Source organism: Flavobacterium sp. LC2016-12, assembly GCF_015351595.1.
Classification (GTDB): Bacteria; Bacteroidota; Bacteroidia; order Flavobacteriales; family Flavobacteriaceae; genus Flavobacterium.
Map to the genome: position 1 here is coordinate 115,499 of NZ_JADKPT010000013.1, position 17,876 is coordinate 133,374.

The window sequence follows — 17,876 nt, forward strand, 5'->3', positions numbered from 1 at the left end:
TACGTACTATAAAATCTGATACTTCAAAGTTAACTATTTTATGCCGAAAATAGATTTAATATTCTTCACCAAGTGATAACTCCTCTTCTTCTTTTTCTTTTTCAAAACTTGCTCTCATATGATCACCATTCAGGGTTTCATTGATGATAAGAGCATATGTTTTCTCCGGATCTTCTTCAATACTTATTGTTTTTATTGGAGCGGTAGTATAAGCCAAAGGATTTATTTTTTTGTTTTCGTTTAAAAAAGCAATGGTGTATAATTGCTTTTTGACAGCTTTTGTCTCATCATTTTTTCTTTGAATTTGATAAAAGTAAAACGAAATTTCATGATTGTCTTTTTCTACAATTTGCTTTTTTAATAAAGTAATAGAGTCCTTTTTAGAAAGATTTTGAAAATTTACAACAGCCGATTTTGCAATCTCATCATCGGTAAAATGTATTAAATCTTTTTTGTTTTGATTCAATAACAAATTGATGGTAATGAATTGCGTTTTAGGATCGTTTAAAAAACCTTCAATTTCGGTTGTATTTAGTGCGTTATGTGTGATTCCTAATCGGGCTAATTCTATATTTAATTCTGGAATATCAAGATTTTTTATTTTTTTCAGCACTTCTTTTACAGCCGTATCATCGGCATAATTATAGATTAGATTAGTGTAATTTATCAAATCCGTTAATGATCTGGATGATTCAGAATAAAAAGCTACTTCATCTTCTGCGGTTGCTGCCTCTTGTGTTGCTTTGTTTTTTTCGTTCCAGCTGGCCACTCTTTTATATTCGAGTTTTGTGTTGGTCAGGATTATTTTTTTAAATGCTTTTAACTTTTTGACCGAAATCAATTTTTTCTCTAATAATGAATTGCAAAAGCTTATGATTGGTTTGTTGTATTCTTTAATACTATAATATTGAAAAATTTCAGGAAACAATTCTTTACTGTTTTCAGGATCTCTTTCAAAAGTATAAAAGAGGCTTCCAATCTCATATTGTAAATCGGAAATAGGTAAATCGTACTCTAGTAATTCATTGATTTTTTTGTAAGCAGCTTTTGATTTTTGATGCGAAATACTTTTTAAAATACTAATCTGCACATCCGTTTTAGTCGATTCTTTTTTATAATAATTCTCTAGGTAAGGAATTACTCTTTCATCTTCTGTTTTTCCAATTTTTTCCAATAATGAAGTTATAGCATCCGTTTCACTTTCTTTAAATTTAAAAGTGTTGATGAAGTTGGTAATCGCTTCAAAATCTTTTTTTGTGATATCAAGATTATCAATCGTGTTTAAGGCCGAATAACGAATGGTGTCTTTTTCGCTTTTAGCATCTTCGATAAAAAGCTTTACTTTGTCTTCAGCATTATCCGTTTTGATATTGTCAACCAGATCTAGTGAGTTAAAGGTTTTTTCTATGAAAGGATCATCATTTTTATAGTTTTTCTCAACCAGCGTATTTAGTAGATAATAGGTGTTGTTTTTGTAAAGCACTTTGTATTTAACGGCCTGAGTCGCATTTGGCTTAGAAACCAAAGCATTAATAGTGTAACTATTTTGGTCTTTGTTAAAAGTGGTACTTTCAGATAAAAACTCATAATTGTCTTTTTTGTCAGCAATAATTTCATCCCATAACGACTGTGAAAATCCTTTTTTAAGAAACAATTCAGGGCTTAATAAGGAAGTTGCAGTGGTGTAACTTTCATCATCTTCTGCTTCAAAATAATTTTGCTCCGGATCACTTTCATATTGATTTAGAAATTCTTTTTTAAGCATACGCTGAACAGAATCAATAGATAATGTTCTTTCGTATTTAGGGAATTTATGATACGCTAATTTGATTTTTCTACCCGTTTCAGAATTGAATGCCTGAAACTGATTTACGACCTTAAATGCGTTTTTCGTCTCGCGTTTGTTTTTATTTAATTTTAAAAATAGATTTTCATTTTCCTTTTCAGGAATTTCTATTTTATAATTTGCAGTTGAATCTACTAAAACTTTCGATTTAGATTTATAATCAAATGGAGTAAGTACAAATGAATTAAAAAATCGATTTGTATTCGCGTCAGATGTATTAACAGAACCCAATAAGTAATATTTGTTGCCAGAAATAATTGTTTTTAATTTAATATTTCGGTCGCCAATTTTAGAGGATGAAACAAAAGAATTGTCTATTTTATTATATTTCGTTGCTGTAGAATCTTGATTTTGCTGGAGATAAAACTGATAATGAATTTGCTTTTGCTCATATTCAGAGTTTTCAAGAAAACTGGTATCATTTAGGGTCTTCTCTCTTAAAAAGTAGAATCCTTTTTCCTGATTATCGTAAGCTTGAATATCAATATTAGTACCTTTTTCGGCACTGTTTCCAAAGACGAAATTGAATGATGGAATTTCAGCTTCAAAACCTCCTTTCAGAGGTTTGATCTTTTCCCATTCGTTTTTAAAAGGTTTGATTTTAATATTTTCGAAAACTTCATTTTCATATTGGCGAACATAATTTGCAGGTCCGGTCATTGCAATAGAAATGATTTCTAAAGGCGTAATATAAAATTTAGAATGTTGAGCGTTTCCTGTTTTCGTAATGTTTTTTATGTCATAACTAGCATAATTAGCTTGTTCAGCATATTTTTTCTCAATAATATCTCCCGCAATCTTTTCAAAAAATAAACTATCCAAGGATTTCGGATTATAAGTAACATCAGTGTTTTTTAGGAAATAATTTAACGGAATTCTTTTTATCGTAATGGCACCACCGTTGGTGAAATCCGGAGAGCCCATATTTTCGTTTTCTTCAATAGTAGTTTTGTATAATGGCAGTTGTACCATTTTATCTTTGGTGTTAGAAACAGTAAAGTTAGGATTAGGGAAATAAGCTTCAATAGTTTTCTTCTGGTTTTTTCCGCTTTCGGTAAAAGTGTCAATTATGGGTTTTACTGTATAACCTTTTTGTCGCAAAAGTGTAATTATACCGTCATTTCCTGCGAGATGCGCCGCACCAACTGCTGAAAATAAACTGCCTGTTTTTGCAATAGAATCAATGCTCTTGGTCATTACTTTGTTGCGATTAACAATAAGCGCATCATGTGCCTTTTTTGAAAATATTAATTTATAGATTGAGTCAAGCATTATAATGTCTTTCTCTCTGTAATATTCTTTTAGAACTTCTTGAGGATTTCTATTTTTTAAGATTTTTACAAGAGCAAGTTTGTTTTCTTCTTTTGGTTTTGCGTCTTCATCAATGATCTGTAATATTGAAAGCATTGATTCTTTTGCATCTTCAAGACCTACGATTTTCTTTTTGTATTTCTTTCCTGTTTGAAAAATAAACATGTCTAATACAGTATCTTCCTGAAAATCTGCCTGATCTCCTTCGGCTCCGGATAACATATTTCTGAAGTACTTACCATTGTCATTAATAAAAATAGTCTGAATATTTTCTTTTGTTGTGGGGAACAAATAGAATTCGGTATAAAACTTTTTATAAGAATTGAAATCATTACTTTTCATCAAATCATTCAAATCTCCCCAAGTTTCAGGATTGCTTTCATTGGCTACAATATCTGACCCCAGAAGATTGGTGAAAAACGAATCAGATAAATGAAACGAAATTTTATCATTAACATGCATAGTCCCGTAGATATAGGATTTTTTGGTTAAACCGTTGCCGGATATTTCCCAAAATAAACTTTTGTTTTGTGCCTGAAGGACTGAACTTATTAATAATGAGATGTAAAGTAATTTTTTCAAGAGGGTTGGTTTAGTGGTTTAGCTAAACAAATATAAAATAGATTACGGTCTTTTCGTTTATGAATATTGCTTTTTCTTTGCTTTTTATAAGGTATTTTCTTAAAAATCAGAATTTGTTTTAAAATCTGGAAAGTTTCTAAAATAGCTCTTTTTTAAGACTATTGAATTTGTTCTTGATTGCTAACTTTTAGGTATTTTTGAAGTTATAATAACTTATTGCTTTCTGCGTACTGGAAAAGCATAAAAAATCATCTCAATTTTTCTTATATATGGCAACAAATGCTACTAATTTTTTAATAAAGAAATGGACAGGATCTTACGGGGGAGTTCCTGCTTTTAATGAATATAAAGTTTCAGATTTTAAACCGGCACTTGAATTTGCTATTCAGGAAAAACTAGATCAAATTGATGCTATAGCAAATAATTTAGAAGAAGTTAGTTTTGAAAATACAATTGTCGCTTTAGAACTTGCTGGCAAAACACTTAATCAGGTTCAAACCGTTTTCGGAATTTACAGATCTAATTTGAGCAGTCCCGAGTTTAATGATGTAGATACAGAAATGTCTCCAAGATTAGCAGAGATTAATAATAAAATGTATCAGAACAAGAAATTATTTTCCAGAATCGAAAAATTGTATAAATCTGATACAAAGGGAAAATTAAATGAAGAACAACAACGTCTGGTTTGGCTGTATTATACAGATTTTGTTCGGGAAGGAGCAGAGTTGAATGAAGTTGATAAAGAAGAAGTGGCTAAAATTAATCAGGAACTTGCAGGGCTTTTTACGCTTTTTAGTCAAAAGTTATTGGCAGAAGAAAATGATCAGTTTCTGGAATTGCGATCTGAATTGGATTTGGATGGCTTACCGGAAGCATTTAAAAATGCTGCCATCGCCGAAGCAAAAGAAAGAGATTTAAATGTTTTGGCATGTATTGGGAATACGAGATCTTCAATTGAACCATTTTTGACTTTTTCAAATCGTAGAGATTTAAGAGAAAGAGCTTTTGATATTTTTGTAAAGCGGGGAGATAACAAAAATGAAAGCAATACGAATGCAACACTTGTGTCTATTTTGCAATTAAGAGCCAGAAAAGCTAAAATTTTAGGCTTTGATAATTTTGCCCAATGGAGTTTGTCCAATAAAATGGCAAAAGAACCACAGAAAACATTAGACTTAATGGAATCTGTTTGGAAACCCGCTGTCGAAAAAGTAAAAAATGATGTTTCATCGATGCAGGAAATGGTGGATCAGGAAGGCGGGAATTTTAAAATTCAGCCTTGGGACTACCGTTATTATGCTGAAAAAGTTCGTAAAGCAAAATATGATTTAGATCAAAACGAGTTAAAACCGTATTTGCAGTTAGAAAATTTACGTGAAGGAATGTTTTGGGTTGCAGGCGAGTTATTTGATTTAGGTTTCAAACAAGTTTTTGATGTTCCGGTTTATCATCCAGATGTTAGAGTTTGGGAGGTTAATAATAAAGGTACTGGAAATCCTATCGGTTTATGGTATTTTGATCCTTATGCGCGCCAGGGAAAGCGCTCTGGGGCCTGGATGAACTCACATCGAAAACAGCAAAAAATAAAAGCTAATGTGCTTCCTATTGTTTCTAACAATTGCAATTTTATTAAAGGTGCGGCAGATGAGCCTGTTTTGATTTCATGGGATGATGCCACTACTTTATTTCATGAATTTGGTCATGCATTACACGGATTATGCTCAAATGTTATCTATCCTAGTTTAAGCGGAACTGCTGTTGCAAGAGATTATGTTGAATTTCCGTCACAGTTGCTGGAACATTGGCTGGCCACTCCGGAAGTATTAAATAAGTTTGCGCTGCATTATAAAACAAATCAGCCACTACCCGCTGTATTAGTTGAAAGGCTTGAAAAAGCGGCTAATTTTAATGAAGGTTTTGCGACAGTAGAAACAATTTCAAGTTCTTTTGTTGATATGAAATTGCACTTAACAACAGACATTATTGATCCTTATAAATTTGAAAAAGAGATTTTAGAAGAAATTAATATGCCGTCTGAAATTGTTATGCGACACAGAATTCCGCAATTTGCACATATATTCTCAAGCGATGGATACGCAGCCGGATATTATAGTTATTTATGGGCTGATGTTATTAATGCAGATGCGTACGAAGCATTTTTGGAAGGAAAAGGACCTTATGATAGAGAAATTTCAAAACGACTTTATGATACGGTTTTAAGTGTTGGAAATACTATTGATAACGAAAAAATGTATGAAAATTTTAGAGGAAAAGCTCCGGAATCAAATGCTTTAATGCGGGCTAGAAATTTCCCGACAGTCTAGAATTAAATTGATAAAAATAAAAAAGCCCGAATAAATGAATATTCGGGCTTTTTATATTGAAATAATATATTAACCTAAAGTAACTCTTTTGAAACCTGTAATTTCAACGTTGTATCCTTTAACATAATCACCAACTTTTTTACTGTCATCTTTGATGAAGTTTTGATCAAGTAAAGCTTTTTCCTGATCTAAAGTAGTGTTATCAGAGATGAAACGTTGTACTTTTCCTGGAATAATTTTGTCCCAAATTTGCTCTGGTTTACCTTCAGCTTTTAATTCAGCTTTAGCATCTTCTTCAGCTTGTTTTAAAACTTCTTCAGTTAATTGAGAGAAAGAAATATATTTAGGAACATTTTTTAAAGTTTTTCCTAAACGTTTTGCTTCTTCATTATCCTTTTCGATTACAGCAATACGAGCAGCAAGTTCAGATTCAACGAAAGCAGGATCAAAATCTTTGTAAGATAATGTATCAGCTCCCATAGAAGCAACTTGCATAGAAACATCTTTAGTTAAAACGTCAGCGTTAGGAATTGCAGCAGAAATTGCAGTTAATGCAGCAATTTTGTTAACGTGAACATAAGATCCAACAAAAGCACCTTCTAAAATTTCAAAACCACCGATTTCGATTTTTTCTCCGATAACTCCAGTTTGCTCGATTAATTTTTCAGCAACAGTAATTCCGTTGAAATCTGAAGCTAAGAATTCTTCTTTAGTAGAGAAGTTAATAGCTCTTTCAACTAATTCTTTAGCCAAAGTTACGAAAGCTTCATTTTTACCTACGAAATCAGTTTCGCAGTTTAAAGTGATGATAGCTCCTTTAGTATTGTCAGCATTGATAAAAGAAACAGCAGCTCCTTCAGAAGACTCACGGTCAGAACGGTTAGCAGCAACTTTTTGTCCTTTTTCTCTAAGGTTTTGTATAGCTTTATCGAAATCTCCGTCAGCTTCAACTAAAGCTTTTTTACAGTCCATCATTCCGGCACCTGTAGTTTGTCTTAATTTATTTACGTCTGCAGCAGTAATTGTTGCCATAATATTTTGAATTTTAATGTTAAAAGTAAAAATTCCATCTTTTAAATTCTAAATTCCAATTTTATTAAATTATCAACATAACGTTTTTAATTTGTGGTTGGATTTTAGAATTTAAAATTTGGAATTTAAATTTGATTTATTCTTCAGTTGCAGGAGCAGCAGCTTCAACAGCTGGTGCAGCCTCTACAGCAGGAGCAGCTTCAGCAGCAGCTTCTTCAGTAAAAACTTCAGTCTCTTTATCAGAACCTCTGTCAGAAAGACCTTCGATTACAGCAGCAGTTACTAAAGATAAAATTTTGTCAATTGATTTAGAAGCATCATCATTTGCAGGAATAACGTAATCAACCTCTCTTGGGTCAGAATTCGTATCAACCATTGCGAAAACTGGAATGTTTAATTTTTGTGCTTCTTTTATTGCGATGTGTTCAGCTTTGATATCTACTACGAACAATGCTGCAGGTAGTCTAGACATATCAGCAATTGAACCTAAGTTTTTCTCTAATTTAGCACGTAGACGATCAACTTGCAAACGCTCTTTTTTAGATAACGTCATGAAAGTACCATCTTTCTTCATTTTATCAATAGAAGACATTTTTTTAACTGCCTTTCTGATAGTTACAAAGTTAGTTAGCATTCCACCAGGCCATCTTTCAGTGATATAAGGCATGTTTGCAGCTTTTGCTTTATCAGCAACGATGTCTTTTGCTTGTTTTTTGGTAGCTACGAATAAGATTTTTCTACCTGATGCAGCGATTTTTTTCAAAGCTTCATTAGCCTCTTCAATTTTTGCTGCAGTTTTATATAGATTAATAATGTGAATACCATTACGCTCCATATAAATGTAAGGAGCCATGTTTGGGTCCCATTTTCTAGTCATGTGTCCGAAGTGAACACCTGCTTCTAGTAAGTCTTTTACTTCTATTTTGTTTGCCATTTTTGTACTAGTTTACGTTCTGTTGATTAGCAATGTATAAATGGCGGTTTCCCAGGCTTTATACATTTAGATGCTAAACTATTTCCTACCTCGATAGGAGAGCAACAACAACTGTGTTTTTTAATTTCAATAAATAATTGATCGTGTCTTGTACCAAATGTACAAGACAGGTAATATTAACGTTTAGAGAATTGGAATCTCTTACGAGCTTTCTTCTGACCGAATTTCTTACGTTCAACCATTCTTGGATCTCTTGTTAATAAACCTTCTGGTTTAAGGATAGCTCTGTTTTCAGCATTTACTTCGCACATAACACGTGCTAATGCCATTCTTACAGCTTCTGCCTGACCAGTTGAACCACCTCCGTAAACGTTTACTTTTACATCAAAGTTGTTTACATTTTCTGTCATAGACATTGGTTGTAAAACTTTGTATTGTAAAGTTGCAGTTGGAAAGTAAGTTGCGAATTCTTTTTTGTTTACAGTGATTTTTCCTGTTCCTTCAGAAACATATACACGTGCAACAGCGGTTTTTCTTCTACCGATTTTGTGAATAACTCCCATTACTTAAGATCGTTTAGGTTAACAGTTCTAGGTTTTTGAGCTCCGTGAGTATGCTCAGCACCTACAACAACATTTAGATTTCTAAAAAGTTCAGCTCCTAATTTGTTTTTAGGTAACATTCCTTTTACAGCTTTTTCTACTAATAATGCAGGGTTTTTAGATTGCAATACTTTAGCAGTTAAAGTTCTTTGTCCTCCTGGGTAACCTGTATGACGCATGTAAATTTTGTCATTCATTTTTGTACCTGTAAGGTTAATTTTTTCTGAGTTGATAACAATTACGTTATCTCCACAGTCAACGTGCGGTGTGTAACTTGGTTTGTACTTACCTCTTAAGATCATCGCAACCTTTGAAGCAAGACGTCCTAAGTTATGCCCTTCAGCATCAACAACAATCCACTCTTTAGTTACAGTGGCTTTGCTAGCTGAAATTGTCTTGTAGCTTAATGCGTCCATAATATTATTTTAATTAAACATTCCATCCCCAATAAAGGGGATGCAAAAGTACAATTAATTATTTTAAAACCAAATACCTGAAAAGAATATTTTATCTGTTGAAAATCAGGCCTTCAGTTTTCTATTTAAAACAATAAAAAAAAACCACCTTCACAATAACGCGAAGGTGGTTCAATATTTGGATTTGTTTTGTTAAACAATAAATATATTTGCGATGTCTACAACTTGTTGTGTTGTAAGCGGCTCATCATAAGCTTCTGATCCTGCGGCAGCTCCAAATAAACTGGCTGTATTATAACCAGCCTGCATGGTAACGCCTTCACCATCGTATACGGCTTGTGTGGCTGCGGGCATTCCGGAGCCTCTCTCAGCATTCGAAATCCAGCCTTTTAGTCCGCGTAATCTTCTTACTTCTGATGCGTGGCGTGCTTCAACAGAATGAATCTGTAAAGCTGCGGTTAATAAATCAGGAGTTGTAATTAAATTGGCAGCTTGTCCTTTATAAGCTCTCACGCCTGTGTCTTCAAACGCTTGTGCCAATGCCAAAAAGGTGGGGTAATCTCCAAAAGGATCAAATGCTCCTCCAACAGTAAAGTCAAAAGTAGGTTTCGGAACGAAGTTTGCACTCATTGTTCCTCCTAATCCTGCAATTAAAAAAGAAACGTGATCAGCTTCGTGAGCCGCAATCTGCTGAAAAACTTTTAAATCACGTCCACCGTTTTCAGATGCTGGAATTACTCCGGAATCTAGTGCCATTGCATAAAATTCGTTTTCAAGATATTCTAAAGTCAGGGCAAATTGTAAGGCCCCAATTGGTGTTGCTGGTGTGGCGGTTATATCTGCAGCTAGTGCTTTGTTGGCAAAAGCGGAAAGCCCGAAAGGAATTGCTGCGAATGCTAAATTTTTTCCAATATTTCCAAACTGTGAAAAACTGTCTCTTCGGGAACCAGTGCTATTCATTAAGCTATCATCAGTGAAGGTTTCTAAAAATTTTAAGATATTCATAATTTCTAAGTTTTAGCTGGTTAGGATTAAGGTAAATATTTGGCAGTAAATTTTGTGGTAATAAAGCCTCCGGCAATTGGCAGGATTTTAGAAGGATCCTGGGCTACATCCAGACCAGTTGATGTGTTGATAATATCATCACCTGCAAAATCGCTTGAATTTGGATTAATTAGACTTCTTATTGCTGAAGCGTGTCTGGCTTCTACTGAAACAATTTTACCAGCTAATAATAAGTAGTCTGGACTTTTAATTAATTTCCCGGCTCCGTTATAAGCGGCCACCCCTGTATCTTCCAAAGCTTTTGCAGTTGCAAGAACTTCAGTACGACTATTAAAATTCATGGATCCATAATTGAATGCCAGAGAAGGAAGTAATTGTGAACTCGGGTCAGGAAGTGCTCCGGTCAATGCGGCTTTAAAAAAATCTCTGTGAACTACTTCGTGATGATACAAATCGGTCAGAACCTGACGTTCGATATCATTAAAAGTAGTATTGAAATTTGAGGAGTTTACAACTTTAGTGTAAAAATCAGCTTCTAACTGTTCTAAGGCATAGGCATAGGTCAGAACTCCAAAATCTCCAGAGCCTAAATCAAATACTCCATTTTTTATTCCGGGCAGAGTATTATCCTGCATGTTATTGTCATCATTATCATTATCGCTGCAGCCAGCTAAAACCAAACCTGCGCCAACTAGTGTTAAGCCGCTGAGCTTTAGAAAGCTCCTTCTGTTATTCAATGAAGGGTCAACTTCATGAATTTTAACTTCGTTTTTCATAATCAAGGTCTTTTAAAAGGTTAATAACATATATTTAGGTATTAACGAGATTTAAAGACATCCGGTTTTTAAAAAGCCAATGTATTTTTTAATTTTTCTAAAAAGCCTTATAATTTTAAATACTGGTAGGCCTTTTTTGTTTTATTTTAGGTAATTCTACTATATTTGTATTAATTACATAAAATTTTAATAGATGAAAGCTAAAGCAACTCTAAAACAAATTGCGAAAGAACTTGGTGTTTCTGTATCTACGGTGTCTAAGGCGTTGAATGATAGCCCGGAGATTAGTGAGCAAACGAAGGTGAAGATTAAGGAGTATGCCAAACTCAAAAATTATAAGCCTAATGTTATTGGTCTGAATTTGAAGAATCGTAAAACCAAAACAATCGGTGTAATTATACCTAATATATTAAATTCCTTTTTTGCAAAGGTTTTTAGCGGTATCGAGAAAGTAGCCGATAAAAAAGGATATAATGTAATTACCTGTATTTCGAACGAATCTTTAGAGAAAGAAATTCATACACTTGAAATGTTGAGTAACGGAACTATTGACGGATTTATTCTTTCTGTTTCTGAAGAAGCTCAGAAATTACAAGATTACAGTCATTTTTCTGCTATTATTAATGACGGAACGCCGATTGTAATGTTTGACCGAATTGCTGATGAAGTCGAATGTGATAAAGTTGTAGTAGATGATTTTGATTCAGCTTTGAATTCAACACAGCATTTAATCAATTTAGGATGCAAAAATATCGCTCTGATTTCTTCAGTAGATAATTTAAGTGTTGGGAAATTAAGAGCTGATGGATATTTAAAAGCTTTGGCTGATAATAATATTCCGGTAAATGAAAAAATCATTCTTCGTACCGATTCTGAAGACGATATGAAGAGTAAGATTGACGCCATTTTTGACAATAAGATTGATGCGATTTTTGCTTTGGATGAAAATGATTCAGTTGCCGCTTTAAGAGTGAGTTTGAAAAAAGGATACAGAGTTCCGGAAGATATTTCGATAATTGGTTTTGCAGATGGAATTTTAGCTTCAAGACGTTTATCACCAAGTTTAACAACGGTTAGTCAACACGGAATTGAAATTGGAGAAGTGGCTGCCAAAAAACTAATTGAAAGACTGGAAGAGTCTGAAGATGAAACTTCAGATTATGAAACAATCGTCATCAAAACAAAATTGAAAGAACGAGAATCGACAAGAAAAGCTTAATCAAAAATATACCATAAAAAAAGGACTTTTCGAAAGAACAGTCCTTTTTTTATGGAGAGATAAAATCTAAAATCTAAAATCTAAAATCTAAAATCTAAAATCTAAAATCTAAAATCTAAAATCCCTTAATGCGCGGCCAACCAATCTGCACCCATACCCAATTCAACATCCAAAGGAACACTCATCATAAAAGCATTTTCCATTTCATGTTTAATCATCGGCTGTATTTTTTCTAATTCGTCGTTGTGCACATCAAACACAAGCTCATCATGAACCTGAAGTAGCATTTTAGATTTCCAGTTCTCTTTTGTTAGTTTTTTATGAATGTTGATCATGGCAATCTTAATCACATCGGCAGCACTTCCCTGAATTGGCGCGTTAACAGCATTTCGTTCCGCGGCACTTCTCACGACAGCATTTGCCGAATTGATGTCCTTTAAATAACGGCGACGACCTAAAATCGTTTGAACGTATCCGTTTTCACGTGCAAATTCAATTTGTTCATTTATATAAGATCTTAATCTTGGATACGTTTTATAGTATGCCTCGATTAATGCCGAACTTTCGCTTCTTGATAATGAAGTCTGATTGCTCAATCCGAAAGCAGAAACACCGTATATAATTCCGAAGTTTACTGTTTTTGCATTGCTTCTTTGTTCGCGTGTTACTTCATCTAAAGGCACATCAAAAACTTTTGAAGCCGTTGCCTTATGAATGTCTTCTCCATTTTTGAAAGCCGCGATCATATTTTCTTCGCCACTTAAAGCAGCGATAATTCTTAATTCTATTTGCGAGTAATCGGCAGAGATTAAAGTATGGTTTTCATCTCGTGCAACGAAAGCTTTACGAATCTGGCGACCTCTTTCTGTACGAATCGGAATATTTTGCAAGTTCGGATTATTAGAGCTCAAACGACCTGTAGCGGCAACAGTCTGCATATAATCGGTATGAACACGTAACGTTTTCTTGTCTACTTGTTCTGGCAACGCCAAAATATAAGTACTTTGTAATTTTACCATTTGACGCCAGTCCAGAATTTCTTTTATAATTGGATTATCGTTGGCTAAATACATTAAAACATCTTCGCCAGTAGCATATTGACCGGTTTTGGTTTTCTTTTGTTTGGCGCCACCAATTTTCATTTTATCAAATAAAATATCTCCTAATTGTTTTGGAGAAGCCAAATTGAATTTCTCGCCTGCAGTTTCGTAGATTTTTTGTTCCAAAGATTTAATCTCAACCTCCATTTCGGTCGACATTTGTTTCAGAAAATCGACATCCAAACGAATTCCTTCTGTTTCCATAGCAGCTAAAACAGTCACTAATGGAATCTCGATTTCATCAAATAACTTTTTGGTTTCGGTTTTATCTAATTCAGTTGTAAAGAGTTCTTTTAATTGAAAAGTAACATCAGCATCTTCAGCAGCATATTCTTTTATATCTTCAAGCGCTACATCGCGCATTGTAATTTGATTTTTTCCTTTTTTACCAATTAAAGTTTCAATTGATTTTGGAGAATATTTTAAATACGTTTCAGATAAAATATCCATATTATGACGCATATCCGGATTGATCAGATAATGTGCAATCATCGTGTCAAAAAGTTTTCCTTTTACGTTGATGCCATAATTAGAAAGGATTTTTAAATCATATTTTAAATTCTGACCTATTTTTTCGATGTTTTCATTCTCAAAAAACGGTCTGAATTTCTCGATTAAAGTATGTGCTTCTTCTTGGCTTTCCGGAAACGGAACATAAAATCCTTTTCCTTTTTCATAAGAAAATGCAATTCCAACCAACTCAGCATGCAAAGCATCTAAACCTGTAGTTTCGGTATCAAAACAAACTGAAGCCTGGTTTTGTAAGTTTTGTAAAAGCAATTTTATTCCTAAATCACCCTGAATAAGCTGGTAGGAGTGAGGTGTGTTTTCTAAAGTATTGTAGAATGAAGTTCTTTCAGTTTCTGTCCCTTCATCTGAACTTCCTCCACCAAAAAGATCAAACTGATCTTCATTTTTAGGTTGTGGTTTTTTGTACAATTTAGCATCAGAAGCTGGAGCTGCAGAAGTAGCTAATTCATTTCCGCCACCAACTTTAAATAAATTGTCAAATTGTTCTGCCATTCTTCTGAATTCTAATTCCTGAAAAATAGCATCTGTTTTTTCAATATCAGGACGCGAAAGTTCGTAATCATCTTCATTAAAAGTAACATCGCAGTCGCAGATAATAGTAGCCAGTTTTTTAGATAAAATTCCTTTTTCTTTGTTGGCTTCGATGTTTTCTTTCATTTTTCCTTTTAGTAGATGTGTGTTGTCTAAAAGGTTTTCCATCGTACCAAATTCTTTCAGGAATTTTTTGGCAGTAACTTCTCCAACGCCTGGTAATCCTGGGATATTATCCACGGCATCTCCCATCATTCCAAGAAAATCGATTACTTGTTCCGGTCTTTCGATTTCAAATTTTGCTAAAACTTCAGGTACGCCCCAAATTTCTATTCCATTACCCATACGGGCTGGTTTGTACATGAAAATGTTTTCTGAAACCAATTGAGCAAAATCTTTATCAGGAGTAACCATAAAAACTTTGTAGTTTTCTTTTTCTGCTTGTTTAGCAATTGTTCCAATTAAATCATCGGCTTCACAACCTTCTATTTCAATAATCGGTATGTGCATTGCTCTTAATAATTCCTGAATATAAGGTACAGCAATTTTAATCGCTTCCGGAGTAGCGTCACGATTGGCTTTATATTCGACAAACATTTCGGTTCTTACGTGGCTTCCGCCTTTATCAAAAGCAACGGCCAAATGGTCTGGTTTTTCACGTTTAATAACATCCAAAAGCGAATTCATGAACCCCATGATCGCTGATGTATCCATTCCTTTTGAGTTAATTCGCGGGTTTTTTATAAAGGCATAATAACCACGAAAAATTAGCGCGTAAGCATCGAGAAGAAAAAGACGTTTTTGAGTTGACATAAAAAAAATATTAGTCTGTAAAAATAAACAATTGGGTTCTCAAAAATTAAACTAAAAAGATTTTTTTTCCACCATATAAGTGATATAAGTTTATTTTGATATTCGAGGCTATCTTATATGTCCTGCGATAGTTTAATCAAGCCATTGCGTACTGCTAAGCGTTACTGTTAAAATGAACTTATATCACTTATATGGTAAAAACTACAAAAAGCGTTAATCTCGCGTTAATTTTTTTCTGTGTTGATAATCTTCATTTTCTCTTCATTTTACGGAGTTACATTTGATCTGTAAAATAAAAGGTATTAATTTAAATCTTAGAAATCATGAGAAATTTATTGATGTTATTAGTAGCAGTTTTAGGAACAAGTGTAATGGTGCATGCATTTCCACCAGCTGTAAAAGTTGGACCTGCAAAAGAAGTAAAAGAACTTCCTTCAAAAGAAGTTAAAGCTACAAAACACCCAAAAAACAAAGCTGATAAAAAAACAAAATCAGCAAAAACGGAAGCTCCTAAAGCAGAAACAACAAAAGTGAAAAAATAAGCACTGCTTTTGTTTTGTTTTCGAAGAACTCAAAAGGAGACAAAACAAGAATAATGGTTATGGAATGTGGATGAGAAAGCTGATGAAGAAATTTGTCAGCTTTTTTTCGATTCGTTAATTTTTTAATAATAAGCAACACCACTTTTTTTTATTGCTTAAATTTAGTTGCGCTTAAAAAGCTGTTTTTATGAATGTTTTAATTGTTGAAGATAATAAGGAACTTGCTGCAGAGGTTTATGATTTTTTAAGTAACGTAGGTTATATATGTAAAATTGCAAATAATTGTAGCGATGCTCTTGAGGAAGTAGGCAGTAATGATTATGATGCGATGTTGCTTGATCTTGGCTTGCCAGACGGAGATGGTTTTGATGTTTTGAAAACAATTCGTAAAACCAAATCTAAAATAGCTGTAATTGTTCTGACAGCGCGCGGAGAATTAGATGATAGAATAAACGGCCTTCACTTGGGTGCCGATGATTATCTGACAAAACCATTTGCTTTAACCGAATTAAGTGCAAGATTGTTTGCTGTGATTAGAAGAATTCATGGCTTCACTATGAACAATTTAGAAGTTCATGGGTTTTTATTGCAGTTGCAGGATTATAAGGTTAGTTATGATGAAATTCCAATTAATTTGACTAAAAAAGAGTTTGATATTTTTCAATATTTAGTTTTGAATAAAAATCGTGTTATAACAAGGTTGCAACTTACGGAACATATTTGGGGTGATATTCTGGAAGTGAATTCAGATTCAAATTTTATTGATGTTCATGTTCGAAATCTTCGAAAAAAACTGGATAAACACACTGCAATAAATTGGTTTGAAACCGTACGAAATGTGGGTTATCGTATAAACGAGTAGATATATTTCTGTGAAAATAAAACACCAACTAGCCATTTTTAATGCACTGACAAGATTGTTGGTGATTTTGGTTTTATGGCTGATGTTGCCCATTTTAGTAGAAAATGTGGTTTACAGACATATTAATAATGGGTTAGTAGAGAAAAAGAAAAAATTTATTGATCATTTGAATCAAAAAGAAATCAATGATTTTATCGAAAATTCAGATGATTCTACCGAAACGTATTCTCAGTTTTCAACTTTACACAGTGAATTTTTGGTGCTTTCTAAAATTAACGGGAAGCCGCATCAGAAAAAAACAACTTTCAGTAATGATTATCGTATAATTGAAGGTGAGGAAAATGAATACCGAATCCTGCAGTATCATTTTACTTATCAAAATCAAGGTTATCAATTAGAAATAGGAAGCAGTTTAAGTGAAGTAAACGATCTAACTTTTATTATTCGATTGTTTATCATTATAGTATTGGTTGTTATTCTTTTAGTGACTTTTCTGGCGGACACTGTTTATATTGAATATTTACTTAAACCTTTTTATAAAATTATTGATACGAAGATCAGGCGTGTCAACGAACCTGAAGCTTTTGATCATACTCCTATAAATGCAAAATCAAGAGATTTTAGAGAATTAGATTTGGTTTTGAACCAGATGATGGATCGTATTGGCGAACTTTTCAAAAAAGAGAAGCAATTTATTTCGAATGTTTCTCATGAACTTTTGACTCCAATTGCATTGCTTAAAAATAAGTTTGAGAATTTATTGCAAAATGATTCTTTGGATGATAATGCAATTGATAAAATTGCAGGTGCATTGAGAACCTTAGATATGCTGAAAAAAATCATCAATAATTTATTGTTGATCTCAAGAATTGAAAACAATCAATATGAAGCGAATGAAAAAATCAATTTTAAAGAGATTTTAAATAATTTGCAGGAAGACTTACAAGATCGAATCGAGGACAAGGAAATTCAGTTTTCGAACCAGATAAAACATGATTTTGTTTTCACAGGAAATAAAACGCTGATTCATATCTTAATTTATAATTTAGTTACCAATGCCATAAAGTACAATAAACTACAAGGCAGGATTGTAGTTGAAGATGGTTTTAATAATAGCCAATATTTTATTTCTATTAAAGATTCTGGTATTGGAATGAACGCTGCTCAAATCGAAAAAGTATTTAATAGATTTGCCAGAATAAGTTCTGACCAGGACGGTCAGGGCTTAGGACTCGCCATTGCTGAAAGTATTGCTGTTTTTCACCGTATAGAAATTAAGGTTACTTCTGAAATTAATGAAGGGTCGAGCTTTACACTTTTGTTTCCCGAAGTGCATTTGTATAATTAAAAGTTAAATTTTTAAAAGCACTTCAATCTTCATTTTGTCTTCATTTTCCGATTATATCTTTGAGCTATAAATAATGAGATAATAATCATAAAAAACTTAAAA

Annotated in this window: 13 protein-coding genes; 5 read left to right on the forward strand and 8 right to left on the reverse strand. The window is 33.2% G+C overall.

The features are described 5' to 3' along the window. Positions 1–55: 55 nt before the first annotated feature. Entirely contained in the window at positions 56–3,739 is a 3,684-nt protein-coding gene (locus IRZ99_RS18075) for a TraB/GumN family protein (RefSeq protein WP_194658577.1), read from the reverse strand. Positions 3,740–4,008: 269 nt separating this feature from the next. On the opposite strand from IRZ99_RS18075, the gene IRZ99_RS18080 reads away from it, so the two are divergent. Next, a complete protein-coding gene (locus IRZ99_RS18080; protein ID WP_194658578.1) occupies positions 4,009–6,063 on the forward strand; it encodes a M3 family metallopeptidase in 2,055 nt (684 codons plus the stop codon). 69 nt (positions 6,064–6,132) lie between these two features. Here the strand turns inward: IRZ99_RS18080 and tsf are convergent, their stop codons facing one another. From tsf to IRZ99_RS18110, 6 genes are all read right to left on the reverse strand, one after another. Next, positions 6,133–7,095: a translation elongation factor Ts gene (gene tsf, locus IRZ99_RS18085; RefSeq protein WP_194658579.1), complete on the reverse strand. Its 963-nt coding sequence runs from the start codon at positions 7,093–7,095 to the stop codon at positions 6,133–6,135. Positions 7,096–7,231: 136 nt separating this feature from the next. Further along, on the reverse strand, positions 7,232–8,029 hold the full coding sequence (gene rpsB / locus IRZ99_RS18090; RefSeq protein ID WP_194658580.1) for a 30S ribosomal protein S2: 798 nt from the start codon (positions 8,027–8,029) through the stop codon (positions 7,232–7,234). A gap of 176 nt (positions 8,030–8,205) precedes the next feature. Further along, complete coding sequence (rpsI, locus tag IRZ99_RS18095) at positions 8,206–8,592, reverse strand: 30S ribosomal protein S9 (protein ID WP_007808909.1); 387 nt, start codon at positions 8,590–8,592, stop codon at positions 8,206–8,208. Further along, a complete protein-coding gene (gene rplM, locus IRZ99_RS18100) occupies positions 8,592–9,047 on the reverse strand; it encodes a 50S ribosomal protein L13 (protein ID WP_026983738.1) in 456 nt (151 codons plus the stop codon). Before rplM ends, rpsI begins: the two co-directional genes overlap by 1 nt. Before the next feature lie 192 nt (positions 9,048–9,239). Beyond that, entirely contained in the window at positions 9,240–10,052 is an 813-nt protein-coding gene (locus IRZ99_RS18105) for a ferritin-like domain-containing protein (RefSeq protein ID WP_194658581.1), read from the reverse strand. Between the two features lie 26 nt (positions 10,053–10,078). Continuing rightward, entirely contained in the window at positions 10,079–10,828 is a 750-nt protein-coding gene (locus IRZ99_RS18110; protein ID WP_194658582.1) for a ferritin-like domain-containing protein, read from the reverse strand. A 193-nt stretch (positions 10,829–11,021) separates the two neighbouring features. Here IRZ99_RS18110 and IRZ99_RS18115 point away from each other — a divergent pair, with 193 nt between their 5' ends. Continuing rightward, a complete protein-coding gene (locus tag IRZ99_RS18115) occupies positions 11,022–12,047 on the forward strand; it encodes a LacI family DNA-binding transcriptional regulator (protein WP_194658583.1) in 1,026 nt (341 codons plus the stop codon). A gap of 125 nt (positions 12,048–12,172) precedes the next feature. Here the strand turns inward: IRZ99_RS18115 and polA are convergent, their stop codons facing one another. Continuing rightward, positions 12,173–15,022, reverse strand: a complete 2,850-nt coding sequence (gene polA / locus IRZ99_RS18120) for a DNA polymerase I (RefSeq protein ID WP_194658584.1) — start codon at positions 15,020–15,022, stop codon at positions 12,173–12,175. A gap of 323 nt (positions 15,023–15,345) precedes the next feature. Between polA and IRZ99_RS18125 the strand changes: the two genes are divergently transcribed. The 3 genes from IRZ99_RS18125 to IRZ99_RS18135 all read left to right on the forward strand — a co-directional run bounded on the left by IRZ99_RS18125 (position 15,346) and on the right by IRZ99_RS18135 (position 17,774). Continuing rightward, on the forward strand, positions 15,346–15,564 hold the full coding sequence (locus tag IRZ99_RS18125; RefSeq protein ID WP_194658585.1) for a hypothetical protein: 219 nt from the start codon (positions 15,346–15,348) through the stop codon (positions 15,562–15,564). Positions 15,565–15,751: 187 nt separating this feature from the next. Further along, positions 15,752–16,426 (forward strand): response regulator transcription factor, encoded by a 675-nt coding sequence (locus IRZ99_RS18130; protein WP_194658586.1) that lies wholly within the window; start codon positions 15,752–15,754, stop codon positions 16,424–16,426. A gap of 10 nt (positions 16,427–16,436) precedes the next feature. Next, the gene (locus tag IRZ99_RS18135; RefSeq protein WP_370527671.1) at positions 16,437–17,774 is read left to right on the forward strand and encodes a sensor histidine kinase; all 1,338 of its coding nucleotides are present in this window, start codon (positions 16,437–16,439) and stop codon (positions 17,772–17,774) included. Positions 17,775–17,876: the final 102 nt, after the last annotated feature.